This window comes from Candidatus Binatia bacterium (assembly GCA_029248525.1).
GTDB lineage: Bacteria > Desulfobacterota > Binatia > UBA12015 > UBA12015 > UBA12015.
In genome coordinates this window covers 14,164-38,059 of sequence record JAQWJE010000057.1, presented here as the reverse complement: position 1 = coordinate 38,059, position 23,896 = coordinate 14,164, and the positions used below count along the sequence as shown (strand labels likewise).

The window sequence follows — 23,896 nt, the reverse complement described above, 5'->3', positions numbered from 1 at the left end:
GTTGCCCGGGCGGTTCCCTGTTTTCCCTAATCGAGGTCGTCCAGGATGGTGACATCGAAGAAGCTCTCGACGCAGCGTACATAATCTCCATCGAGGAACGCGGAGAATGGCGTCTGGTAGCTAACTAGCTGACAGGCATTGGGGCTCGTCCAGTCCTGCTCCCAATTGATCGCCAGTGCTCCGGAGCCCTGCGTGTCGAATCGTTGCATATTCGCACAACCGAGAACTTCACTCGCCGCCAATGGAACCTGAAGCTCGCGGGCAAAGTTTCGATAATATTCGATTCGATTGACCGACTGACCATGCTCTGTCGGTCCCCCGCATTCTACGCCACCGTTGATAATCTGAGTCGTGACACCGAACCCCGGCTCGAGGCCGCCGGCAAGGTCATGCGCATTGGGAACCCAGGTACCGTCGAGGGCATGCAGCATCGAGGGCTTGGGCGGCTGCGGGTAGACGTAGAAGAAGATCGCACTCGCCAGATTCAACCAGGTGTCCGCAACCAGATTCGGTTGCTCCAACAGGACCGTCACATCGCCGAACATCGCCTCGGAGAACGGACCGTAGTTGTAATTGTAGCTCAGCTGCTTGGCGCCACGGCCGAAATAGCTTTTGTATTGATCGCTGGCCGGATGGCCTTGCGGGAATACCGCACATGGCCATGTATCGCCCTGCCAACTGGCGGGGTCACAGATTCCATATCCGTTCGGGGCATCCTCACTCCAACCCAACTCCCGCACGTAGACCAATCCCTGACGCCACTGGGCCTCGGGCCAGGCGATGGTGTGTCCGCCCGTTTCCTGTGTGAAGTGAGCAAACATTGTGGCAAGAGCTTTCCGGCAGATGGCGTCCGAATCGCGGCCATCGGCATAGGTGCCACAGAACGCCGGGAATTTGGCGATTGCGCGGAGAAAGTTCGTATACGTGTACTCGGGCGCTCGTCGGGGGAAGAAATAGGCCCAACGACTCGCATCCACGATCGATTCAACACGCTTTACGTTCTCCGGATTTCCCGGATCCTGCGGCGTGACAGATTCCACGATGTCATTGTCTCGTGTCTGAATGGAGAACTTCACCTCCGCCATCAAGGAACCACTGGTCAGAGCCACTTCGGTTTCCAGAAGCTCGCTCAAAGCGACCGTCGTTGATGCCGGCACGAGAGGATCCGAATCCACGACGGGATCCGAATTCAGATCCGGTGCGGAATTTTCCTCCGGGGGGTCCTCCGCAACAGGGTTCACAACTGGCATAGGTCCGGCTTCGGAAGCACACGACGACTCCGTCGGGTTTTCCGATCGGCGCCAAACGCCCCAAGGTCCGGTTGTTCCCGGCGTATCTCCTCGCGTCCACCACTGCGCCTCCCAGTTTTCTCCAGCATAAGATACCGTCACTCCCCCGAGATAGACCGTATCACCGTTCCAGGAAGGACAGCCCGAGGGATCGGTTGTGGGTTCGTCGCCTCCGACAGGGAGTGCCGGCGTCGGATCCTCGGGGACGATGATATCTTCAGGGTCAGCTTCCGGACCCGCGAATTCATCGACTCCACCCGCCGGACCCTCTTCGGCCACCGGTTCATTCGCGGGGCCCTGATTCGCCGAACCATCGCCGTTGCAAACGTCCGAATTCACGGCAAGGCGCTGCCACGGCGTCTCCCAGGCCTGATCGACCACATCAACGTCCGAAGGCTTGTCCGATGCTCCCGCCCACCATTTCGTCGTGAACAGGTCACCTTCCAGACAAACCTCCTCGCCTCCGACATAGATCGCGCCAGGCTGGTATTCGCTTGCGGCTTCTGCCGGAATCGCCCCCCCTGCAAGAACTGCAATTCCCAAAGTAATGATCCGCAGATAGCGGCTGAATTTATTCTCAGGCTTATATCGTTTCATAGTTTCCATACTCTTTCCGTGCCGACCTCGCCCTGAATTTCCGGATGGCCAGGTGATGCAATCCGAAACCCTGCCCGGCAAAGGAGACGGGGATTCAGGGCTGCAGAAAAATCCGCAGCGGCGCCGATCGTCGCATCCGGGGGAAATGAAAATCCCGGATACGGAGGCAGCTGCCTGCAGGCATCATGGCGATTGCACTTTTGACTGGACCGAAACGAATGCAACCCTCATGCCAGAGTCATTCCCTGATTTTACGGTAGGCCCGGCGGACGCAAGCGCCGGTCTCGATCCGCGACCGTCCTCGAGGGGTGACAGGTGTGGTTCTCACAGGACAGGACAATCTGCGACTTGCCATGTCGTTTCGGGGGAGGACTGCGATCGGCAATCAGCAGCCTGCCCGCGGTTGGTCAGCGAGCTGCAAACGCAGCGAGAATCTCGGCCTGCTTGCCGAGGTGGCGCTCGTGCTCGGCTGCGGAAATCTCATGGTCGTAACCCAATAGGTGCAGAAGACCATGGGCAAGTAATTCCAGAAGCTCGACATCAAAAGAATGGCCCCGTTCGTGCGCCTGCCGGTGGGCTGTATCCATTGAGATCACCACGTCGCCGAGAACGGCGGCGGGCCCGGGAAAGTCGCCTTCTCGCTGCGAGAAAGACAGCACATCGGTCGGACGATCACGTTGGCGATAAGCCTGATTCAAGCGATGGATTTCCTCATCGTCAGTCAAAAGGATCGACAGTTCGCTTTCGTGCTTGTCGAGAAGGGCAAGCCAGAACAGAGCTGCCTCTTCGACAGGCTCGATATAGCGCGCCCACTCGCCGCGAGCCGTGACGCTGACATCAGCCATCAACGTCGATCGTAGGCGGTAATGATGCTCTGGACCAATGGATGCCGGACCACATCACGTTCGGTGAAAGTCGCGAACCCGATATCGTCAATCTTGCTCAGAAGCTCCCGCGCTTCGACCAGACCCGACTTTTTCCCTTCAGGAAGGTCGGTCTGGGTGACGTCTCCGGTAATGACGGCTTTCGAGCCAAAGCCGAGGCGGGTGAGAAACATCTTCATCTGCTCGCGTGTCGTATTTTGCGCTTCATCGAGAATCACAAAGGAATCATTCAAGGTGCGACCTCTCATGAACGCTAGGGGAGCGACCTCGATGGTTCCGTGTTCCATATATTTCTTGGCGCGTGCGGGGTCGACCATATCGTTCAAGGCGTCGTAAAGGGGCCGCAGATAGGGGTTCACCTTTTCGGCCAGATCACCCGGCAGAAATCCGAGCCGTTCACCAGCTTCCACAGCCGGTCGCGCCAGAACAATACGCGTCACATCGTTTCGCAGCAGCGCTGCGACAGCCATTGCCATGGCAAGATAGGTCTTTCCTGTGCCGGCCGGTCCGATCCCGAAAACAATATCTCTTTTGCGAATCAGATCGATATAATACTTCTGCGCCACCGATTTCGGGGCAATCGTACGCTGATGAGCCGAAATATAAATCGTATCCAGAAAGATCTCGTGCAAGCGAGCCTGGCTATCGGCAGAGAGAATCCTCACCGCGTATCCGACATCGGAGCGATAGAGTGGGTAGCCGCGAGCCAGCAATTCCAATAACTCGCGCAGCACTCTTGCACCGAGTTCCGTCTGCTCCTCGTCCCCGCGGCATTCGATCATCGATTCATGAACAACCGCCTGAACTCCGGTGCCCTCTTCCACAATCTTCAAATGCTCGTCATGCTGCCCCAACAACGCGTTGAGCAAACTTGCATCCGGGACCTCGACCCGAACGCTGCAGAGAGGCTGTGTTCCAGGATCGCTCATTCGGCAAGAAACTCATGGACGCGGGCCAGAGCCGCATCCAGCTTTGCGGGGTCCTTGCCTCCGGCCTGGGCGAAATCGGGACGCCCCCCGCCTCCACCGCCAACGATGGGCGCAATTTCTCGAATAATCTGTCCCGCCTGAATCTTCTCCGTCAGATCGGCTGTCACGGCAGCCAAAAGAACGACCTTGGCGCCATCGACCCCGCCGAGCACAACCACGCCGGAGCCGAGCTTGTCGCGCAACTGATCAGCAAGCCCTCGCAAAACCTTCGCGCCCCCGTCGACCCGCTGGACCAAAACCCGAATCCCGGCGATCTCCTGCACGCCTTCCATCAGGTCACGCGAAGCACCCGAGGCGAGCTTCGCTTCGGTAGACTCGATTTTCCTCTCGAGTTCTTTTTGCTGGGCCAGCAACTTCTCGATTCGCGGAGCCAATTCGCGCTCGTCGGTCTTCAACAAGCTCGACAGTCCACGGATCTCTTCTTCCCGAGCCCGCACCTGAGCGAGAGCCACACTTCCGGTAGCCGCCTCGATCCGACGGACACCAGCTCCCACGGCAGATTCCGCGCCAATCTTGAACAAGCCGATATCCCCGGTTCGGGAAACATGGGTGCCTCCGCAGAGTTCGACCGAAAAATCCCCCATCTGCAGGACACGAACCTGGTCTCCGTATTTGTCTCCGAAGAAAGCCAGAGCTCCGGCCGCGAGCGCATCGTCGAACGCCATCTCGGTCGCACTGACAGGCACATTTTCGCGAATCCGTGCGTTTACCCAATCTTCGATCGCGACAAGCTTCTCGGTATCGACACGACTGCCATAGGTGAAATCGAAACGGAGCCGCTCGGCTGTCACCAACGAGCCCGCCTGATGGACCTCTTCGCCCAGAAATTCTCGCAGGGCTGCGTGCAGAATATGCGTAGCCGAATGGTTCAGCCGCGTGGCCTCGCGACGCTCATGATCCACCCGGAACGTTGCGGCTGCATTTGGCGTAACCGAGCCCCGCAAAACCTTCCCACGATGGACGATCAAATCCTGCCGTGGCTTGAGCGTGTCCTGCACCTCCACAAGCCCGCCATCGGCCAACTCGATAAACCCGCCATCGCCCGCCTGGCCACCGGACTCTCCGTAGAAGGGCGTTTCCGCTGCAACGATCTCGACCGTTGCGCCGACCTCTGCTCGCTCCATCGGAGCTCCATCAAAAGCCAGCGCAAGAATATTCGACTCTGCCGCCTCCTGATCGTAGCCGACAAAGGCCGATTTCTCGTCGCCAAAACCACCGCCGGTGGCCGTCGAGAAACGAGCACCCTCGCGACCTCGCGCGCGTTGGGCGTCCATCGATTGATCAAACCCCTCGCGGTCGACAGACAGGCCTTCCCCGCGCAGGATATCCTCGGTCAAATCGAAGGGAAACCCATAGGTATCGTAGAGACGAAAGGCGACCTCACCGGACAACCGATCCTCACCACGACTTTTCATCTTGCGACGCTCATCGGTGAGAAGACCCAAACCCTTGTCGAGCGTCTCTCCGAAGCGTTCCTCTTCCGAGGCCACTGTCTGGCCAATCCGGGCCCGATGCTCGATCAACTCCGGATAAGCTGAACCCAGAACTTCGACGGCCTGATCGGTCACGCGTCCGAGAAAAGCTCCCTCGATACCGAGAACATGCGCCTGGCGCGCCGCGCGCCGCAACAGACGGCGCAGGACGTATCCACGGCCTTCATTCGAAGGAAGAATGCCATCCCCGATCATGACAGCGACCGCACGCGCGTGGTCGGCGATGACACGAAACGCCACGTCCTCGACGCCGTAGGCACCCAGGTAGGGACGACCGCTCATTTCCTCGGCAACGCCGATCAAGCCTCGGAGAAGATCACTGTCGTAGTTCCCGTTCCCCCCCTGCAAGATCGATACGACGCGCTCGAGTCCCATCCCTGTATCCACATGACGCGCGGGCAGGTCACCGAGGCTGCCGTCGGCCTGCCGGTCGTTCTGGATAAAAACAAGATTCCAGATTTCCATATAGCGGGCACATTCGGAATTCACGCCACATTCGTGTCCCGGAGGCAGGTCGCAAGCCTCGGGCCCTCGATCGAAATGAACCTCCGAACAGGGTCCGCAGGGGCCCGTCTCTCCCATCTCCCAGAAGTTGTCCTTGGCCCCGCAACGAAGAACATGGGCCGGGTCGATGTCGGTGATCTTCGGCCAAAGCGCCGCTGCCTCGTCGTCCGTTTCGAAAACGGTCGCGTAGAGTTTGTCCTTGGGAAGCCCCCAGACATCGGTCAGCAACTCCCACGCCCACTCGATCGCTTCGGTCTTGTAATAGTCCCCAAACGACCAATTACCGAGCATTTCGAAGAAAGTCTGGTGGTAAACATCCCGCCCGACGTCATCGAGGTCGTTATGCTTGCCGGAAATGCGCAAACACTTCTGGGAATCAGCCACCCGGGGCGCCCGGGGATCCTCAGTCCCGAGGAAGACATTCTTGAACGGCACCATTCCGGCATTCGTGAACATCAGAGATGGGTCACTCGCAGGGACGATCCGGTCGCTCGGCACAATGAGGTGCCCTCGCGTGGCGAAGAAATCAAGGAAGGATTGTCGGACCTCGGTACCGGTCATACTGCCAGACTAACAGAAGGAACATGGGTCCTGCACGATTGCGGATTCGACGAGCCTACAGTCAACAGCCTAGTCCCGCAGGATGACATCGAGGGCAAATTGGAGCTTCTTGAGAACCCGACCCAGAACGTTTTTGTGAATATTGCGCCGCAGACCGATCAGGAGTTTCCGCTCGAGGGTGTAGCGCAGCGGACGACTCCGCTTGGCCGGCTTGGTGCCACTGCTTGCCGCCTCGTTCAGGTCGTCCAGAATCTGTGCCCGGGGATAACCCAGAATCTCGAGATCCTCGTCTTCGAGTTGATCAACGATCGACAGGACCTGCGCCAGCGATTGCGGATTGGTGGCGATCTCGACGGCCCAACGCTTGATCGAGGAGGTGACGGGGCGGTCGTGTTGGCCGACGCCGATCGGATCACCGAGACCCTGAAATTCCTCGGATTGCTCCTGATAGTTGATAGCCGCCGACTCAAACGCAATATCGAGGTGCTCACAGATCTTGCGAAAACCGGCTTCCGGATCGGCTACGAAATCCTCGTAGCGAATCGGGATAAAGGGCACAGGCTTTTCGCGCAACATCCGAGCCAGCGCCGGCACGTACCGCTGCAAGATCGGGTTATGCTCCATCGCGACTTGGTAGTCCCCATCAAAAAACGAGTTCACATACGAGGACAGGATCGCGAGGGGATGTCGGGTCAGGACAATATACCCGGCTTGCGGATAGAGCTTGGTCAAAAACGGAAGAACCAGAGAGTTGGCTGGAGTCTTGTCGAGAAAATACTTCTTGTCGGGAGTTTGCTCGAGGATCGCGCCGTACAGGGAATCGGTATACGCTCGGAGCGCCGTGAGGTAGTCTTCTTCTCCGCCCGGGAGGTCCGATACCAATTCCTGAATCGCCTGCTGGACGTTGAAGGGATCGTAGGGGGCCTTTTGGACACTCCCAAAATAACCCAGATGTGCCAGAGGCGTGATCAGATGGGGTTCTGCTCGGCTGGCGACCTCGGAATGCGCGCTGAGGATGCGGGCCAGGAGAGTCGTCCCTGATCGAGGGGCACCCACCAGAAAAATCAAGCGATTTTGCACTGCTTACGTTTAGCCAAAGCGAGCGCGGCGGGCTACCTCTGAAGTTCTCGACAAATTATCATGAGTCCTCGCAAGAAAAACTCACCGCCCGCCGGAATCCTCGGCCACCCGGGCGGGCTTCGATCCTTTCTACCGGGGAGGGGCTCTCTCCTCGCGGCGCTCGCCCTGTTTCTGGCGCTCGCAAGCCCGTCAATGCGTGCCCCCACGAGTGTCATCCTCACCGGAAACGGAGAACCCGGCAGCGAAATCCGGCAGTTCAGCCTGCTCGCATCAGGCGCCGAACGAATCCTGTCCCCAGGCAATCAACCGGCCGCCTGGCCCGGGTATCCGCGAGTCAACCGCGCTCCGGCGGATACCCCGGGCCCCATTGCTTCCTTGATCGCCGCGCCCGCAGTCGCTCTCGGAGAGCCCGTTCTGGCCTGGAATATGGCGGCCGTCCTCATTCCCTGGCTCACATTCATCTCCATGTTTCTGCTCTGCCGGATCTGCACGGGCAATCCGATCGCTGCTGGTATTGCCGGGCTTGGATACGCCCTGCCACCGGCGGTGCTGCTCGATCCGACCTCCACCTTCCTCCTCCTCAGTCCCCTTCTGCCCGCGACCGTTCTGGCCACCGGATGGGTCGTCAGGGAGAAAGCAGGGCCCGCTTTCTTCGTGCTGGCCGGACTAACCCTTCCCCTTGCCCTCGCTCCTCTGCCGATTGCGGTCTCTGCGATCGTCGTGAGCGCACTCCTCGTCCTGCATCAGCGGCCCCACGAACGAAGCACCTTGGGGAGACTATCCGCTTGCTTGACACTTCTGATCGCTCTCCGAGCAGCCTTCGGCCCCGCACTCGTACTCCCCGGAACCCTGGTTTACCCGTCCCTCCAGGCCGATGAACTTTGGGCGTTCATGCCTGGGGGCCTGGCCGGTCCCGGCCTGATCATTGCCTGCCTGGCCGCCGTCGGCATCATGGACAGGACCCGCGGCGCCTACAAGGGCCGACTCGGCGACCCCCGCCTGCTGATATTCGTAGCGCTCCTCGTGCTGCCCCTCGCTCTTGCCGATGAAATTTCAATTGGCGACGGCCTGCGGCAAGAACTGCCGGGCAGCTGGCTGGAGGGACGCGCTCCGGAAGCAAATTCCTTGCGCTGGAGCCTGCGGCTCCTGCTCCCCTTTGGCTGGTGCCTGCTCGCCGCCTTCGGTTCCCTGGCCATCCTCGAGCGAGTGCATTCCCCGATCACCCAAAGGATCTGGGGAGCGATTTTTTTCACCGGCCTGATCCTCGGCAACCTTCTCTACCCGCTCAATCCCATCTCTATCGCTCCGGCTCAGGCGCGCCGGGTCAGCTTCCTGAGCCCCCCGCTCGAAGAAGCCCAGCTTCTGCAACAGGTGCAACCGGGGGCGATCCTCGATCTCCCGACCGGAATCCCCGATCGCGCCGCGCACCGCCACCTCACCGCAGCATGGCATCGTCGCGCAACGACCACAGGCAGCATCGACGGTCGGGATCCAGCCAAACCCCTCGCCTCTTTCGCCGCCGAACTCGCGCAACCCGCGGGGGCCGAAGCGTTGGCCACTCTCGGCTTCGGCAACATCCTGATCCACAAACACGATCTCTCCGCAGAGGCCTATGAGCAATTTCTCCGAAATCTTGCCCGCAGCAGAGGTGCCGGCGGGCGACTGACCACGCGAGCGGAAAGTTCCGGCCACCTTCTCCTTGGACTGCAGGGCAATTTTCCCGTTGCCGAGAACTTTGACGTTCTCGAGTCGAATCAACCCTCGACGACAACCCTCAACCTGACCGGCCCGGAGGACCTGCTGGTTTTCGAGCTTCAGGTTCGGGGGCAGTCCAACTTTCGCCACCCTGCCCCCGAGACCGAAACTCCCTTGAGGGTGGAATTCTTCGACTTTCGGGGTCGATTGGTCGCCGAGCATCTACTGGTCGGCTTTTTACCAGTCGCTGTCGCCCGAGGAGGAAATGGACATACTGCTCTCAGACTCGCTCTTCCCGAGGCCCCCGGACGCTACACCGCCCGGCTTGCCCTGCAATCCGACCCATCACTCACCCTTGCGATTCAATCCATCAGGGTGGCACCAGCGCCCTGAACTTCGCTGAGAGCAGTAGGACACTCCACTCGGGAGTGAAACGGTGCAAGAATCTCTTGCCAAAGATCTCGCAACCGCCCGTCTCGAAATGCTACGCTTGTCGTTATGGAAAGACGGGATTTTCTCTACACTGCCTCCTCTGTCGGCCTCATGGCCACTCTGGCTCCATGGTTCGGAATTGGCGACGCAGACGCTCGAAGCGGCACAGCAGCACAAACCGAAGGCCTGCAGGAAGATGATCTCATCTATCTATCAACCCGCCGGAAAGATGGCTCCTGGAGCAGTCAGGCTCCCATCTGGTTCTGGTATAATGAGAACACGATCTATTTCACCTGTTCGCCTGACAGCTTCAAAGGCAAGCGCCTGAAGGAAAGCGGCCCGGTCCGGATACGTGTCGGCCAAGCCGACGGTCCGGAAATCATCGGGGAAGCCACCCGCATCAAAGACCTCGACCTGGTCGATACGCTCGGCGAAGCCTGGAGTGCAAAGTACTGGATTTCCTGGCTGGGCCTGTTTCGTCCCCGTCGCGAAAGAATCGAGAACGGCAAGACATTGGCCTATCAGGTGAAACTTTCCTGACCGAATCGCCTAATGGGACGAACCCTCTGCAGGATCCTCCGGTCCACGCACGAAGAACCCTGCCAACAGCAAAAGAATGACTCCGGTTGTGATAAACGCATCGGCGACATTGAACGCCGGCCAATGCCAATCACCGACAAACACGTCCAGAAAATCGATCACCGAGCCATAGGCGAGACGATCGATCGCATTCCCCAGAGCGCCTCCTAAAATACAACCGCAGGCGACCAGCGTAAGCTTGTCCTCGCGTGGCGTCGTTCGGGTGAACCAGCCTATCCCGACCACCGCAACAATCGTGACGACCATGAAAAAGGGCTTCCGGAAGGATGCCGGAAAATCGGCAAACATGCTGAAGGCGGCCCCACTGTTCCGCACATAGGTGAGAGAGAAAAACCCATCGATCACCGGAATGGACTGATAGAGGCGCATGTCCGCATCCACCCAGAGCTTGGTCCACTGATCGAGGAGAACGATCACACCGGCGATGCACCCCACCAACAGATATTTCCCCGGGCCATCCCCCGGTCTTTCCTGTTCTTTCTGCAAACTATGGCTCCCTGACGCGCTGCGCTTTCCCCTGTTCGGGACAACCGACGGTTAGACGCAACCCCTTTGGTTGTCATCTCAGCGCTCGATGTCAAATCCGGATGCCCCAACACCCCAAAAACAGGGGATTCCGGCATGGGTGCGAAGCCAACGATCGTTTGGTTAGAACAAATCTAACCAGGGCCACCTGCCCGGACGGAGGAAATGAAAATGAAGGCAGTCGTCTTTCGAGGTGAAGGAAAATACGGGGTCGAAGAAGTCAAACTCGATCCGCCCCAAGCGGGCGAAGTGAAAATTAAAATGGGCGCCACCGGCGTTTGCCATTCAGACCTTTCGGTCATCAACGGAGTACTACCTTTGCCCAGCCCCATCATTCTGGGACACGAAGGCGCCGGCACCGTATCCGAGCTGGGCGACGGCGTCACCGGTCTGGAAGTTGGAGACCACGTCGTTCTATCGTTCATCCCTCAGTGCGGCACCTGCAACGAATGCCGCAACGGTCGCTTTGTTTTCTGCGAAGCGGGAGCACCCCACGGAAAAATGATCGACGGCACCGCCCGCGTTCATGGCGCTGATGGCGAAGACCTCAACGTCATGCAATTCCTCGGCTGCATGGCCGAAGAAGCCGTCGTGCCGGCCACAGCCTGCGTCAAGGCAGATACCTCGCTTCCCTTCGATCGGGCGGCCCTGATCGGCTGCGGCGTCACCACTGGCGTGGGAGCAGCCTTTAATACAGCCAAGGTCACTCCGGGCTCGACGGTCGCAGTTTTCGGTTGCGGCGGCATCGGCCTTTCGGTCATTCAGGGTGCCAAGCTTTCCGGAGCCAAGCAAATCATTGCCGTCGATCTAGCCGACAACAAACTCGAAATGGCACGAAGCTTCGGAGCCACCGACACCATCAATGGTGGCGACGGCCTCGCTGTGATGACCATCCACGAAATGACAGGTGGCGGCGTCGACTTTGCTTTTGAGGCTGTGGGCGCCCCCGCGCTGATGTCAGCCACATACGATGCCTGCCGACGTGGCGGCACCGCCACGATCGTGGGCGTCGGCAGCCTGACCGACAGTTTCCCGATCAATGCCCTGATGGTTTCGATGTCAGGCAAAACCCTCAAGGGGAGCATGTATGGCGATGCCAACCCGCACGTCGATTTCCCGATGCTCATCAACCTCTACCAGCAGGGCAAGCTGAATCTCGATGATATGATCAGCGCCACCTACACCATTGACGAGGCGGCCAAGGCCTTCGAGGACATGGAATCGAACAAAAATGCTCGCGGAGTGATCACCTACAACTGATCTTCACTCCGAGTTCACTCGTGAAACAAAAAGGGCCGCATCCGAAAGGGTGCGGCCCTTTTTTTATTGGAAGAGGCTCCCGCTCAAGCCGAAGACTCCACCAAGAACGATGGTCACAAGCACCAGTATCGGAATCACCAATGCGAGCACCACTCGACCGAGTCCGGTCCCGTGAGCCGCCGCGAGACCCACCACCTGAATGATGCCTCCCCACACCAAGATCAGCAGTGGTCCGAGAATCGGAAGGAGTTGGAAAACGGAAGCAGCACCGGTGGTATAGCAACTGACCCGAAAGGTCGTCTCGTAGGAATGATTGGCGCCACCCACTGCGAGCAGGCAGACGTGCGTGATAGCCGCACCGAGGAATTGGCCGAAAATCACCATGAACGGGTAGCCCATGAGATAGGCGATCTCGAAAAAGCCGGGGCCCCCGAGAACACGATCGAAGCTCTGTCCGCTGAAGTCGTACTCTCCCAGCATACGAAGCGAACCATCCGAGAAGAGAGTGGTCGACAGGATCACCATCGGCCAACCGACGGCGAGCAGGAAAAAGAGGGGAGTGCCAAACCCCCCATCACGTCGCATGGAACTAAAGGTGTCCCGAGGTTGCGTCAGCACCAGACTGATCGTGGTAAATAACGCGGTGAAAAACCCTACTGTATCGCGGTCCTCGAAAGGCGGTCCGTATTGGGCCTCCGGGGCCGCTTGGTTCATTTCCGGAGGCATCGTTTCCTGTTGCGGCGGCGAAAACGCCGGCAGTGATTCGAGGGGTTGCCAGTCTGTCATCCCCGCCATCCAGGCAAGGTCCGTGGGTAGAAAACGACCCGTCAGAAGACCTTCCCGAATCTCGTGCTCGGGGAAAACACCCAACTCCTGCTCGTCTCGCCCAAGGTGATAATCTGCCATCAGAACTCCGTTCCACCATCCGGCGCGATCGTGATCACCGCACCCCGCACGACGACCGGAACGATTCTGCGACCGTTCGTCAGTTTGAGAAACTCAGTCATGGCCTGAGGTTCATCTGTGAGGTTCACTTCCTCGACAATGTCCTCGCCGGCTCCCAGATCTGCGAGCAAATCACGAGAATGGACGCAATCGCTGCGCGTGTAGAGAAGAACTCGGGCCACTAAAATAAAACAGTACCCAGAAAGAGATCATCTGCCAACGCTGGAGTGATTCACTCCCGCGCTCCCTCGACCCGCCGCGTGGGGCGACGCCATAAAGGCCGCAAGCGCAGCCAGGCATTCGAGCCGAGAAGAAAGAAAATCGACAGCAGGCTCACGATCGGCACCACAGTCAGCTTTGCGATGGCCCGGCGCAACATCTCGAAACGAGTCCGGTCTTCGCCCAAAAGGCCTAAATTTGCGATCAGACCGGGCAACCGGAAGACGGTCACGGCCCGGGCCTCGAGCACCTCGTCGAAAGCCACAATCGAACGGGTCCGCAGCAAAAATGGCAGAAGACGAAGCTCGCTTGTCGCGCCCCCCACCTGCAAAACCACAACATCATAGGAAGTACGGCGCAGATCGGGCAGCAAGGAATATCGCTCTTCCCATCGAGCGACACGCGTCTCGGCCACATCGATCTCGTCGCGCAGGGAGGCATCCCCCTCACGCAGAAGAACTTCCAAACGAGCATCACTGAACAAACCGCGGCAACGGTCAACCAGTCTCGGCAGACGCTTCCCCAATCCCGTCTGTACGATCAAAACCCGCTGGACTCCGGACAACGGAATCGGACGAAGGAATGTCATCAAGCTACTCAACGTCTTCCTCCAATCCATAAGCCGCAAAAAGCTCGCGACCAATCGCGCCCCAATCGTATCGGGATTCGACCAACTGCCGGGCTGCTCTCACCTGCGCCTCGCGCATTGTCGAGTTTCCGAGTGTTTCCAAAACCGCCTCTGCGAAAGTATCCGGATCGTCGGCCACTCGGATTTCACCACTTCCGGCCAGAATACCCTCAGCGCCGATCGTGGTCGAGACCACGGCTGCGCCGCTGGCCATCGCTTCGAGAATCTTCAAGCGGGTCCCCGAGCCGCGCAAAACCGGCGCCACAAACACCGAGGCGGCTTGGTACTCGCAAGCGGTTGAATCCACCCAACCGGCGACCTCAACTCGTTCATCGACAGATGGAAGATCCAGCACTTCGGGCGGCGGATAGGCACCGACGATTCGAAACCGTGCGTTCGGTAGCGTTTGATGGATCAGGGGCAGGACTTCCCGCGCGAAGTAGAGGGCCGCCTCGACATTTGGTTCATGACGGAAGAATCCGACAAAGAGAATTACCGGATTGGTTTCGCTCAGAGGGCGAAACGGGAAAGCCGCACAGTCTACCCCGTTGGGAACGACGCGCAGATTCTCCGAAGGAAGGAATTTCGCGAGAACATCGCGATCGTTTTCGCTCATCGTGATCGCGCGATCGGCACTTTCAACCGCAAGAATTTCCTGACGAAAAGTTCGCAACCCATCGATCCACAGGCCGACCTTCCGCAACAGCGAGCCGGGCAGCCGGCGCGCGCGCTCCAGAGCAACGAAACTGACATCGTGTTCGACCAATACCCGCAGAACGCCTTCGGTCGGTGGCGGAAGGAAATGAGCCATATGTGTGTATTCCACCTGAACGACGCTAAACGAGCGGCGCTCCATGCACTCCCGGATTTCCTCCGCGAGCCGTGCCGAGTGAAAGCCGCGCAATTTGGTCGGAGCCAACCAGCCGCCTCGACTGCTGCCCGTGTCGCGAGGAACGATCAGCGCCTCCCGACAGAGTTTCGCCAATTCTGCCAGACTGCGTGGGTCGGTCTCAGCTTCGGTATCGGCCAGCGAAAGGACCGTCACATCCGCCCGCTTGCCCATTTCGCGCAGCAGGTTGGAGATCCGCACCGCACCGCCATGCACCGCCGGTACGGGACTGTATGGCGAAATCACCAATATCTGGGGACGCCCCCCTTCCCCTTCGGGGTGAAACCGCCCACGGTAGGCAGCACGCGAGCGCGACAATTTGAAAACCTCGCGATCCGAGAGCGGGCGGCATACCGCATTTTCCCGAAACCGCGCCTTCAGAACGGCAGGCACCTGCCGGTAAAGCCCACGCACCGCAGCGAAGGCCGCTGCCGGGCCGATTTCGGCAAGGATTCGCGTTGGCAGAATCGTCAAGCCTGCCAGATGGGGTAGCAAAAGCCTCCAGGAGGAAATGTTCTTCCACACCAATGCCGCGAGGTTTTTGACAAAGAACGAGTGGATCGTCGCCTCGCTCCAGCGACGTCGGGTGGTACCCCGATGTTTATGATGGACGCGCGAGGCAGGTGCCAGCACCGACGGCCACCCTCGCCGCCAGGCACGGTAGCCAAGATCCACGTCCTCGATATAGACCGGCGAAAACACCGCCTCATCAAAACCACCCAACTGAAGAAAGCGGCTGCGATCGTAGGCCGATGCTCCACCCCCTGCGAAGAAAATAGGGTAATGAAGATCTTCTTCGAAGCGGTCCAGATGAAAGAGCTTCACACACCCCCACGCAAACTCGGCGTGAACCTTGCCCGTCTCCCATCGCGGTTTGCCCGGGTCGATAAAATCAATCTGGCTGGAAACACCGAAAACGCCGGGCTCCTGATCAAAAGCGTCCAGAAGAGGCTGCAGGAAATCGGGCTCCACGACCATATCATTGTTCAGAAGGACCAGAGCCGGGTTGCGTGCCTGACGGGCCCCTTCATTGGTGGCACCTGCAAAACCCTCGTTGCGCTCCATGCGTACGACACGCAGGAACGGCATTTTCTCCTGCAGGGAGGCCAGGTAATCCAGCGTCTCGTCTTCACTCGCGTTATCGACAACGAGGACTTCGTCATCCGGGTGGCCGTGCTCTTCGATGGCGGCGGCCAGCGGCGGCAGGCTCATCGCCAGCAACTCCTGTCCGTTCCAGGTCGGGATCACCACCGAAACCGGATCTCCGGACCGCACGCGCGCGGCATCTGAGGGGTCCGAAGAAATCGAACGGCCACGGGAAATCAGGTCGGTCAGCAAGATTCCGATCCCGACCAGAATCGCAAGAGGCACGCCCATCAGAACCAGAAGCGTCAGCAGGATCCCCTGCATCGCGCCACGAAGACCATGTGCGCCGAGGCGACAGAAGCGCAGGAGCTCATAATAAATCGGAAACAGCAATCCCCGGTAGCGCACTTCGACATGGGCCCGGTGCTGCGCGACCGAGGCAAGGCGTGATTCCAATCCGATCACCCGCTCCTCGGCGCGAGTCGCGCGCAAGGCCACTTCAGCAACCGCTGCCTGAATCCCCTCGAAGTCGGTCGCGTCGCCGGAAGCGAAATAATTTTTACTCTCGGAAAGTTCGTCTCCGGGCAAAAGCGGCAGGCTGGTATTGTGGAGAAAAAGGAATTCGTCTTCCGGAACCCCGGTCTCGGGAGCGACACCATCAATCAGATAGCGCGCGATAAAAGCCGGCTGGCAGCCTGAGCCGGCGGTCACATCACCATAATCTGTATGTTGGACCCAGACCCTCTCACATAGAATTTCTCCGTCATGCGCGGCCACACGAATCGAGAATTCAAACTCGCGCCCCCGCGAATGCGGGATCGGTCGGAATTCAAAGCGTTGCCAACCCTCCTCCGTCAGATCCCGCACCGACATGAGAACACGTGCCACCAAACCCCCTTGATGGCGGAGTTCGAAGACAAGGTTGCCGTCTTCCGGCGCACCCGACCGACCGAGCAGAACGTCGACCTGCGCCAAGCCGTCAAACGCAGCGGCGAACTTCTGCCGGCAGCTATGGTCGGCTCCGAGCGGCGAAGAGATTGAGCGCGCGGTGCCGTTGAATTCGTCGGCGATCATCGCGGCTTCCTTGCGCGGTACATCCGCGCGAGAAATACCGGCGACCCATGCATTCCCTTCTCGATCCGGAGCGCGGCGCGGCGCCTGACAAAATTCCACCAAGGGCTCGGCCACCCGATCCCAAGCCAGCGCTGATCGTTGCTCTTGAAAGGCTTGCTGACGCTCGGCCGTCCGCGGCATTTCCAGGATCTGATCGACGGCAGCCGCGACTCCCGCGACATCACCGGCACCCACAGCAAGTCCCAGCCCGGCTCCTTCGAGCTTTGTGGCCAGCTCGTCGCCTTCGGTCAACACCATCGGCAAGTCGCACCAGAGGTAATCCAGCAGGCGAGTCCGAAAGGCGAATTCCGACTCTATCCCCGGCCGATGCAGGCTCACCCCCACATCACTTTCGAGCAGATATAGGTGGCGGCGATCATAGGGCACCCAATCGAGAAAAAAGAATCCCTCACCGCGTGGATCCAGATCGCGCGCCAGGTCTCTTGCCTCGCGTGCCACCTGCATCTCCCCGATATCCGGGTTCGGATGAGTCGCTCCGAGAAGTACGATTTTCACGTCAGGGCGGGTCTCACGCAATTTCGCTCCGGCGCGGACCAAAGTGACGGGATCGACCCAGTTCCACATGCCACCTGCCCACAGCACAATACGATCCGATGCCCCGATCCCGGGAATCACCCCACGCAGGACAGACCCCTCGGCCGATGGCTTCTCGGACGCAAGACCGAAGGGGACAATACCCATCAGGCGCTGCAAAAGAGGATCGCCCTCGTAGTTTGCGCGATTCAATCGACCGGCTGCGGCCAGCATCCCGAGCCAGAAATGACGCTGTGTCTCGCTCGCGCAGAGAAAGAAGTCTCCGTTGACCAAATGATGCTGCAACCAGCGTAACGCCAGCAGAGCGCGCCCTCCGCCCCGATTGAAATCTTCGCCAAAGAAATCCAGATTCGAAAGAACAAACGGATCGTATAGATCGACCGCCATCGGCTTCCGGATCGCATGCATCAACTCAACGCGCCCCGGTACAAAAACCGAGTCGGCCTCAGCGACAGCTGGAGCTGGAGCTGAGCCTTGTTCGAATTGGATCAACTGCAAATCAGATCCGGCCGGCAATTCACTCCCGGAGGGAGCAGCAATACCAACCTCGACCCCACGACGCGCAACAGCCTGCGCCAGCTCCAGCGAGCGGATAGCCGATCCCGCCATCGAGCCACCAAGTCGGTCCCAACTCAGGAAAAGTGTTCTCACGAGTCCACCTCGGAGAACACACGAAAGGAGATGGAATCACCCGAAACCTGTCGATCACCAACGCGCAGGCTTGCGGCAGGTTGGGGGGAGCGCCAAACCAGTACTTCATTACCCGGCCCGGCACCCTGGCTGCGAATCTCGACCCGCAACTCCCCGCCGAAATCTGCCTCGGCCAACGGCACGTCCACGAAGGCGCGATCGACCAGCAACTCGGCCGCAACCGAACGCTGGCCAACGACTTGCCCCGTGGGGTCGAAGACCGCGATGTGAATTTGATGAGAATTCTTTCGACCGTATGTGCCAAAACGGACGTCAATCCGGCGCGGTCGCTTTAGACGGCAGCTGATTTCCTGAACCAATGGGTATTGGTCGCCAAGAGGCTCGCCGGAAATCGCAGACAAATTTGCGATATCGGTGACGAGGCCAGCGGGCTCCAGCGCCACCCGAGAATAGTCCGGACCCGTCGGGGCTCCAGATGGAACGAGAGCCGAACGCGGAACTCCTGTCAGAATCTCGCGCAGGGAATCCCCCCAATCAGTTGCAACACTCGACGGACCCCGCGCGCGCAAAACCGCGGCCCTGGCCGAGTCTCCCAAACAGCGCCGACGTAGCGGCGAACGCACAAGCTCCACAACAGTTTCCTCCCATGCGGGGAGCGTATCTGCCAGTCGAGCAAGCCGCCCGTCCAGAGTCCCCCGGAGGAATTCAGGACTCGGACTCGCCACCGTGGGCACACCCACCAAAGCCGCCTCGAGAAACTTCACATCACTCTTGGAGGCATTGAACCGTCCGGAAGTTTCCAAAGGTGCGAGATTCACCTGCATCCGGGCGAGTTCCGCCGGAAGTTCACTCCAACCCAGCAGCGGTACCTGATCGATCCGGTGCTCCAACGGCCTCAAGATCGGAGGTATCCGCAGGGGGCCACCCAGCGTCAGGCCCAGCGCCGGAATTTCCTTCATAGCCCCCGCCAAAGCCGGCGCGATGGCGGCCAAATCGCCGTCATGGGTATCTGTGCCCGAAAAGTATCCCATCCGCGGGGCGTCCCCGGCGCCGGTCGAGCAGCGTTGAGAAATGTCTTCCAGCAGAGAGCCCGTGGAGTTCCGCAACAGAAATCCCGGTAACCCGAGATCCTCTGCGGCTGCGATCAAACCGGGCGAAGAACCGATAATGGCGTCGCAAAAACTGGCCGTTCGAGCGCACGCCATTGCCGACTCTCGAAAGCCCTGCGCGAGCGCTCCGTCTTCATGTTCGAGTGCCGGGGCATCCAGAACCCACTCAGGATGAAAAATCAGATCATCCGCAGAAAAGACGACCGGCAAATAATATTTACGCGCTTTTCGCAGCAACCGCTCCACGGCCGCATCATAGGGCGTCCGAAACAGAATCATGAGATCCGTGTGTCGCATCTCTTCGTCGACCTCAGGTGCGGCATAGTGCAGAACCCGAGAAGAAACCCCGATCAATCCCAGCGATTCGGCCGCATGATGCACTCGGTAGCGCAACGGTGCGCCATCAGAAGCGCTCAGGAAAAGGATGCGGAGGCCCTCCAGCGCCGGTTTCTTCGGCGAAAACCGGCCACAAGAGTTCTCGCGCAACACCTCATCGTAGAGGCTGGTGGTTTGACGCACCTGATCTTCAATCGAGGGAAATTCAACTGCAGAGCGGCTTGCCCCCTCTGCCAGAGAGGCCTCAAGGGGTCGATCATCTGCCAGCCGTTGCAGAATTGCGGCCAGCGCCCTCGAGTCCCCGATGGGGAATCGAAATCCATTGCTTCCGTCGACGATTGCTTCTTCCGGTCCTCCACACTCACTCGCAACGACCGGCACGCCTCGCACCATGGCCTCTCGCGTGACCAGCGAAAAAGATTCGCGCATCCGCGAGGGTACGACGAGAACATCGACACCAGCGCAAACGGTATCAAGATCCACTGGTTCGAATGCAGGTGGATGCACGACATCACTACGGTGCAACTCCAAGTCCGTGCGAGGAACGCCGTAGAGAAGAAACTGAAAACGCCCGATCGGAAGCTCGCGGATCGCAGCGCCCAAATCGGCCAGACCCTTTTCTCGATTCCCCGCCCCGCCAAAAAAACCGATCCGAAGAATTCCCGGGAGCGACTCCTTTTCAGGTGCGTCGCTGCTCGGTCGAGCCGTGCCATTGGGCGAAATTTCGAGGCGCTCCTCCGGGAAACCCTGCGCCAGAAAACTGTCGTAGAGAAAATTTGACGGCACAAGAAAGCGATCCACGAGAGGAAGGGCGGCTGCAAGAGCCTCACGGCGAGCCTTGAAGTCATACGAATCGCAACCGGAGCAGCCCTCGGGCCGTAGCGGCATCGAACAGACTCGATCCGATGGAGACAATCCGAACAGGCATGGACAAAACCACCACCAATCATGCAACGTAACCACGATCGGGACTCCTGCCACCGAGGCTGCCTGTAAAAGTCCGATGCCCAATCCCTGAAGGCCATGCACATGCAAAATATCGGGCCGAACCTCGGCAAGGAAATCGGCAAAAGCAGGCTCGGCCTCGAGATTTCGATATCCCTGGGCCGAGAATGCCTCGAGCCCGCTTCCGAGATTGATCCGCCAAAGCGGCGAGCCTTCCCAGATCTCTCGCTGCACCTCCCCAACGGGCACTTCAGGTGTGGCGCGACCAACCAGGAGCGAGACGGAATGGCCTGCCTCACGAAACTGAGCGGACAAACTCCGGCAAACCTGGATCGCACCTCCCCGAAAATCGGGGAGGTAGAGTGGTGCTGCCATGGCGATACGCATCTGAGAAGAACACAGCTTTACGGCGTCAATCCGGCACTCTCAAGAGATCCGCCCCGCGTCCATGGCAGGATGCCCTATTTTGTCCTAAATAAGGAACTTCCCATGAGCGGTATTTATCAAGGACCCGGGCGACTCGGTCGCTGGCAACGCCTCGATTCCGAAAAGCTGACGCAAAATCGCATCTTCGGCGTCCGCAAAAACACCAGTCGCTCCCCAAGAACCGGCCAGCGGCACGACTTTTTCGTTCTCGAGACCGGAGATTGGGTCAATATCGTTCCTCTCACATCCGCTGGCGAAGTCGTCCTGATTCGCCAATTTCGTCATGGCGTCGAGGACTTCACACTGGAAATACCCGGTGGGATGCTCGATCCGGAAGATCCGTCACCCGGGGATGGCGCACTCCGGGAAATGCGCGAGGAAACTGGATACGATTCGGCTCGGGTCGAACCCCTCGGCATCGCACACCCCAATCCTGCCATTCAGGGCAATCGCTGCCATATGTTCGTGGCCCACGACTGCACGCTCCGGGGTGCGACCAATTTCGATACAACCGAAGAAACCGAGGTGCTGCTCGCCCCGCTCAGCAGCATACCGGACCTGATTCAAAGCGGGAAAATTTCCCACGCATTGGTTCTTTGTGCATTTCACTACTTGAGCCTGCAACGAGGCGTATCCAACCCGTGACGACCGAATCGAAAAGTATCGATCTTTCGGCGGCCGCGCTGGAAGCGCTCCCGCAGGCGATCGCCATCCTCGACACCAAAGGGACTGTCGTTCAGGTCAATCGCGCCTGGCGAAATCTCGAAGCCGCCTCCGGAGGAAAGCGCCCGGGCGACGCCGTTTGTGGCGAAAACTACCTTGATCGCTGGCGCTCCCATCTCGATCATCAGGAGCAAGCTCTGGCCCTCGCCGCAGCGCTGAAAGAAATTTCGCTGCAGGGTCAGCCTCCTTCCGATTTCCAACTCGAGTACAGTGTGCCGGGCCTGCCGGGCCAAAAATATTTTCGTCTGCATCTTTTTCCGACGGGGGCCGTCGGCAACCATATTTTGCTCATCCGGGAGGACGTAACCGCCGAGCACATTCGGAGCCTCCGTGCGAGGACCCTTCTCTCCGTCGACGAAGCCCTTGCCCTGCGCGACAATACAGAGTCTATGGCCGAACGTGCCCTCGGCATGCTTCACGAGGCCGCCCGCGCTACGATCTCGGCACTTTTCCTATGGGAGGAAAGCGAACGCGCCTTCAAACCCCAGCCCTTCATTGGCGGCACCAAAGAAGATCGTCAGCTTCTGAGCGGCATCCGCCTGGGACGGGATCAAAGCTTTGCCGAACTCATGCGCAAAGAGCGTGGCGTCATGTGCCACGACATGAATGATCAGGACTTTCTGCCGATCTCTCTCTGGCAGCCCCTGCGAATTGGCCAGTTTATCGCCGCTCCGCTTCATACGGACAACCAGGTTCTCGGAGTCCTTCTCCTCGCTCGAGACAGCAATGAATCCCTTCTGGAACGGCATCAGCTGAGACTTTCGCGAGCCGTCGCGCGACGTCTCGCTTACGGACTCGAAAATGCGAATCTCGTCAAAGCTCTTGGCGCTGCCAGCAGGCTCAAGAGCGAGTTTGTCGCGACCATGTCCCATGAACTCCGGACGCCGCTGCACGTAGTTCTCGGCTATGCGGACCTCATGCTCGATGAGGCTTTCGGCAGCGTGAACGATGAACAGCGAGACAGCCTGCGGCGCATCGAGCGAAGCGGTGCCGCCCTGCTTGAGTTGATCAACGAGACACTGAACCTCAGCCAACTCGACTCGGGCGAGATGCCGATGGCCCTCGAAGAGATCGACCTCCGGCAATTATTCGAGCGGATTGCCGCAGAAGGTGCAGTCCCGCACGCGGCCGCCGGGGTCGACTACCAAACGCAGATTTCAGACGATCTCCCCCTGATTTTTTCCGACCGGGGAAAGATAGAGGTCATCGTTCGGAACCTGCTTTCCAATGCCTTCAAGTTTACCACCGACGGATTTGTCCTGCTCAGAGCCGAAGAGACCCAAGATGGAATCTGCTTTTCGATTCGCGATACTGGCGAAGGAATGACCGCGGATACTTTAAATTTCGTTTTTGAACCCTTCCGGCAGGGTGCCGACCCGCTGACCCGAAAAGTCGGTGGTGCCGGGCTGGGCTTGCACCTCGTAGAACGGTACGTCGAACTTCTGGGTGGAACAATTGACGCTACCAGCGAGCCCGGTCAGGGTTCCCTCTTTACCGTGCGTCTGCCGCTTCGACTGCGGACATTGGCAGGAACCAAGCCTTAGATGAGAACGTCGGAGCTGTATTTCCCATGAGTCAATTAACCTCTTTTCGCGACCGACGCGTTCTGATCACCGGTGCATCCAGCGGTATTGGTCGAGCTCTGGCGCTGGAATTGGCGAAACAGAATGCACGCCTCGCGCTCGTCGCGCGGCGCGAATCCGAATTGGAAGTTCTCGCCCAGGAGATTCGCTCCTTGGGCGGCGAGGCAGCGTTTGCGGTTGCCGATATCGCGGAAAGACTGGAAGCCGAGAGGGCCTGCCACAAACTGAGTGAGGCGTTCGGTGGTATTGATCTCCTGGTCAACAATGCCGGCTACGGCCACCATCGTCGCTTCCTCGACTGGGACGTGGACGATATGGAGCGCATGATGCGAGTCAATTATCTCGGATCTCTGTATGTCACCAAGGCTCTGGTCCCGCAGATGGTCCAACGTCGCGAAGGTTGGCTTGTGTTCATCGCCTCGGTTGCCGGCAAAATTGCCCCACCGGACGAATCCGCCTACGCGGCGAGCAAGTTCGCCATGGTCGGATTGGCCGAGTCCATCTCTCTTGAGCTTGAGGAACACGGCATTCATACGCTGACGGTCTGCCCCGGTGCCATTCGTACGCCTTTCTTCGACGAAGAGGCACTGCAACGGATGCCACCTGTCGCTAAAAACAGCATGGTCTCGGTCGAAAGCCTCATCGAAAAAATCATTCGCGCCCTGAAGCGCGGAGATCGTGAGCTGACGCACCCTGCTTTTATTCAAGCAGGCTACGTGGTGCGCGCGCTGGCCCCGGGCTTCATGCGACGTCAGGTTCGACGGACCACGATGAAATAG

The 23,896-nt window shown here is 59.2% G+C and carries 17 protein-coding genes; 6 read left to right on the top strand and 11 right to left on the bottom strand.

The features are described from left to right. Positions 1-26: 26 nt before the first annotated feature. From P8K07_18105 to P8K07_18085, 5 genes are all read right to left on the bottom strand, one after another. Positions 27-1,886 (bottom strand): glycoside hydrolase family 19 protein, encoded by a 1,860-nt coding sequence (locus tag P8K07_18105; GenBank protein ID MDG1960439.1) that lies wholly within the window; start codon positions 1,884-1,886, stop codon positions 27-29. A 407-nt stretch (positions 1,887-2,293) separates the two neighbouring features. Further along, the gene (gene ybeY, locus P8K07_18100; GenBank protein ID MDG1960438.1) at positions 2,294-2,731 is read right to left on the bottom strand and encodes an rRNA maturation RNase YbeY; all 438 of its coding nucleotides are present in this window, start codon (positions 2,729-2,731) and stop codon (positions 2,294-2,296) included. Further along, positions 2,731-3,699, bottom strand: a complete 969-nt coding sequence (locus P8K07_18095; GenBank protein ID MDG1960437.1) for a PhoH family protein — start codon at positions 3,697-3,699, stop codon at positions 2,731-2,733. Before P8K07_18095 ends, ybeY begins: the two co-directional genes overlap by 1 nt. After that, a complete protein-coding gene (gene alaS, locus P8K07_18090) occupies positions 3,696-6,317 on the bottom strand; it encodes an alanine--tRNA ligase (protein MDG1960436.1) in 2,622 nt (873 codons plus the stop codon). The genes P8K07_18095 and alaS overlap by 4 nt, the downstream gene beginning before the upstream one ends. A gap of 69 nt (positions 6,318-6,386) precedes the next feature. Then, the gene (locus tag P8K07_18085; GenBank protein MDG1960435.1) at positions 6,387-7,397 is read right to left on the bottom strand and encodes a sulfotransferase; all 1,011 of its coding nucleotides are present in this window, start codon (positions 7,395-7,397) and stop codon (positions 6,387-6,389) included. A 60-nt stretch (positions 7,398-7,457) separates the two neighbouring features. On the opposite strand from P8K07_18085, the gene P8K07_18080 reads away from it, so the two are divergent. Together P8K07_18080 and P8K07_18075 are read left to right on the top strand one after the other, a co-directional pair. Continuing rightward, the gene (locus P8K07_18080) at positions 7,458-9,485 is read left to right on the top strand and encodes a hypothetical protein (protein ID MDG1960434.1); all 2,028 of its coding nucleotides are present in this window, start codon (positions 7,458-7,460) and stop codon (positions 9,483-9,485) included. Between the two features lie 105 nt (positions 9,486-9,590). Then, positions 9,591-10,064: a twin-arginine translocation signal domain-containing protein gene (locus tag P8K07_18075; protein ID MDG1960433.1), complete on the top strand. Its 474-nt coding sequence runs from the start codon at positions 9,591-9,593 to the stop codon at positions 10,062-10,064. Between the two features lie 9 nt (positions 10,065-10,073). Here the strand turns inward: P8K07_18075 and lspA are convergent, their stop codons facing one another. Continuing rightward, positions 10,074-10,565, bottom strand: coding sequence for a signal peptidase II (gene lspA / locus P8K07_18070; protein ID MDG1960432.1), 492 nt, complete (start codon positions 10,563-10,565; stop codon positions 10,074-10,076). 255 nt (positions 10,566-10,820) lie between these two features. Between lspA and P8K07_18065 the strand changes: the two genes are divergently transcribed. Further along, positions 10,821-11,909, top strand: coding sequence for a Zn-dependent alcohol dehydrogenase (locus P8K07_18065; GenBank protein ID MDG1960431.1), 1,089 nt, complete (start codon positions 10,821-10,823; stop codon positions 11,907-11,909). Positions 11,910-11,972: 63 nt separating this feature from the next. On the opposite strand, the gene P8K07_18060 is transcribed toward P8K07_18065, so the two are convergent. The 5 genes from P8K07_18060 to P8K07_18040 are packed head-to-tail and all read right to left on the bottom strand — an operon-like array spanning position 11,973 to position 20,760. Further along, positions 11,973-12,815, bottom strand: a complete 843-nt coding sequence (locus P8K07_18060; GenBank protein MDG1960430.1) for a YIP1 family protein — start codon at positions 12,813-12,815, stop codon at positions 11,973-11,975. Continuing rightward, complete coding sequence (locus tag P8K07_18055; protein MDG1960429.1) at positions 12,815-13,036, bottom strand: hypothetical protein; 222 nt, start codon at positions 13,034-13,036, stop codon at positions 12,815-12,817. Before P8K07_18055 ends, P8K07_18060 begins: the two co-directional genes overlap by 1 nt. A 50-nt stretch (positions 13,037-13,086) precedes the next feature. Then, a complete protein-coding gene (locus P8K07_18050; GenBank protein ID MDG1960428.1) occupies positions 13,087-13,662 on the bottom strand; it encodes a hypothetical protein in 576 nt (191 codons plus the stop codon). A gap of 4 nt (positions 13,663-13,666) precedes the next feature. Next, on the bottom strand, positions 13,667-17,995 hold the full coding sequence (locus P8K07_18045; GenBank protein ID MDG1960427.1) for a glycosyltransferase: 4,329 nt from the start codon (positions 17,993-17,995) through the stop codon (positions 13,667-13,669). Beyond that, positions 17,992-20,760 (bottom strand): glycosyltransferase, encoded by a 2,769-nt coding sequence (locus P8K07_18040; GenBank protein MDG1960426.1) that lies wholly within the window; start codon positions 20,758-20,760, stop codon positions 17,992-17,994. Before P8K07_18040 ends, P8K07_18045 begins: the two co-directional genes overlap by 4 nt. Before the next feature lie 114 nt (positions 20,761-20,874). Here P8K07_18040 and P8K07_18035 point away from each other — a divergent pair, with 114 nt between their 5' ends. The 3 genes from P8K07_18035 to P8K07_18025 are packed head-to-tail and all read left to right on the top strand — an operon-like array spanning position 20,875 to position 23,896. Beyond that, positions 20,875-21,456, top strand: a complete 582-nt coding sequence (locus P8K07_18035) for an NUDIX hydrolase (GenBank protein MDG1960425.1) — start codon at positions 20,875-20,877, stop codon at positions 21,454-21,456. Then, complete coding sequence (locus tag P8K07_18030; GenBank protein ID MDG1960424.1) at positions 21,453-23,078, top strand: ATP-binding protein; 1,626 nt, start codon at positions 21,453-21,455, stop codon at positions 23,076-23,078. The genes P8K07_18035 and P8K07_18030 overlap by 4 nt, the downstream gene beginning before the upstream one ends. Before the next feature lie 26 nt (positions 23,079-23,104). Then, positions 23,105-23,896 carry an SDR family oxidoreductase gene (locus tag P8K07_18025; protein MDG1960423.1) on the top strand — a complete coding sequence of 264 codons (792 nt, stop codon included), beginning with the start codon at positions 23,105-23,107 and terminating at the stop codon, positions 23,894-23,896.

Coding starts and splice junctions, on each gene's coding strand:
- P8K07_18035 (MDG1960425.1), top strand. CDS start 20,875: ATGAGCGGTATTTATCAAGGACCCGGGCGACTCGGTCGCTGGCAACGC.
- P8K07_18080 (MDG1960434.1), top strand. CDS start 7,458: ATGAGTCCTCGCAAGAAAAACTCACCGCCCGCCGGAATCCTCGGCCAC.
- P8K07_18075 (MDG1960433.1), top strand. CDS start 9,591: ATGGAAAGACGGGATTTTCTCTACACTGCCTCCTCTGTCGGCCTCATG.
- P8K07_18095 (MDG1960437.1), bottom strand. CDS start 3,699: ATGAGCGATCCTGGAACACAGCCTCTCTGCAGCGTTCGGGTCGAGGTC.
- ybeY (MDG1960438.1), bottom strand. CDS start 2,731: ATGGCTGATGTCAGCGTCACGGCTCGCGGCGAGTGGGCGCGCTATATC.
- P8K07_18050 (MDG1960428.1), bottom strand. CDS start 13,662: ATGACATTCCTTCGTCCGATTCCGTTGTCCGGAGTCCAGCGGGTTTTG.
- P8K07_18025 (MDG1960423.1), top strand. CDS start 23,105: ATGAGTCAATTAACCTCTTTTCGCGACCGACGCGTTCTGATCACCGGT.
- alaS (MDG1960436.1), bottom strand. CDS start 6,317: ATGACCGGTACCGAGGTCCGACAATCCTTCCTTGATTTCTTCGCCACG.
- P8K07_18065 (MDG1960431.1), top strand. CDS start 10,821: ATGAAGGCAGTCGTCTTTCGAGGTGAAGGAAAATACGGGGTCGAAGAA.
- P8K07_18105 (MDG1960439.1), bottom strand. CDS start 1,886: ATGAAACGATATAAGCCTGAGAATAAATTCAGCCGCTATCTGCGGATC.
- P8K07_18060 (MDG1960430.1), bottom strand. CDS start 12,815: ATGGCAGATTATCACCTTGGGCGAGACGAGCAGGAGTTGGGTGTTTTC.
- P8K07_18040 (MDG1960426.1), bottom strand. CDS start 20,760: ATGGCAGCACCACTCTACCTCCCCGATTTTCGGGGAGGTGCGATCCAG.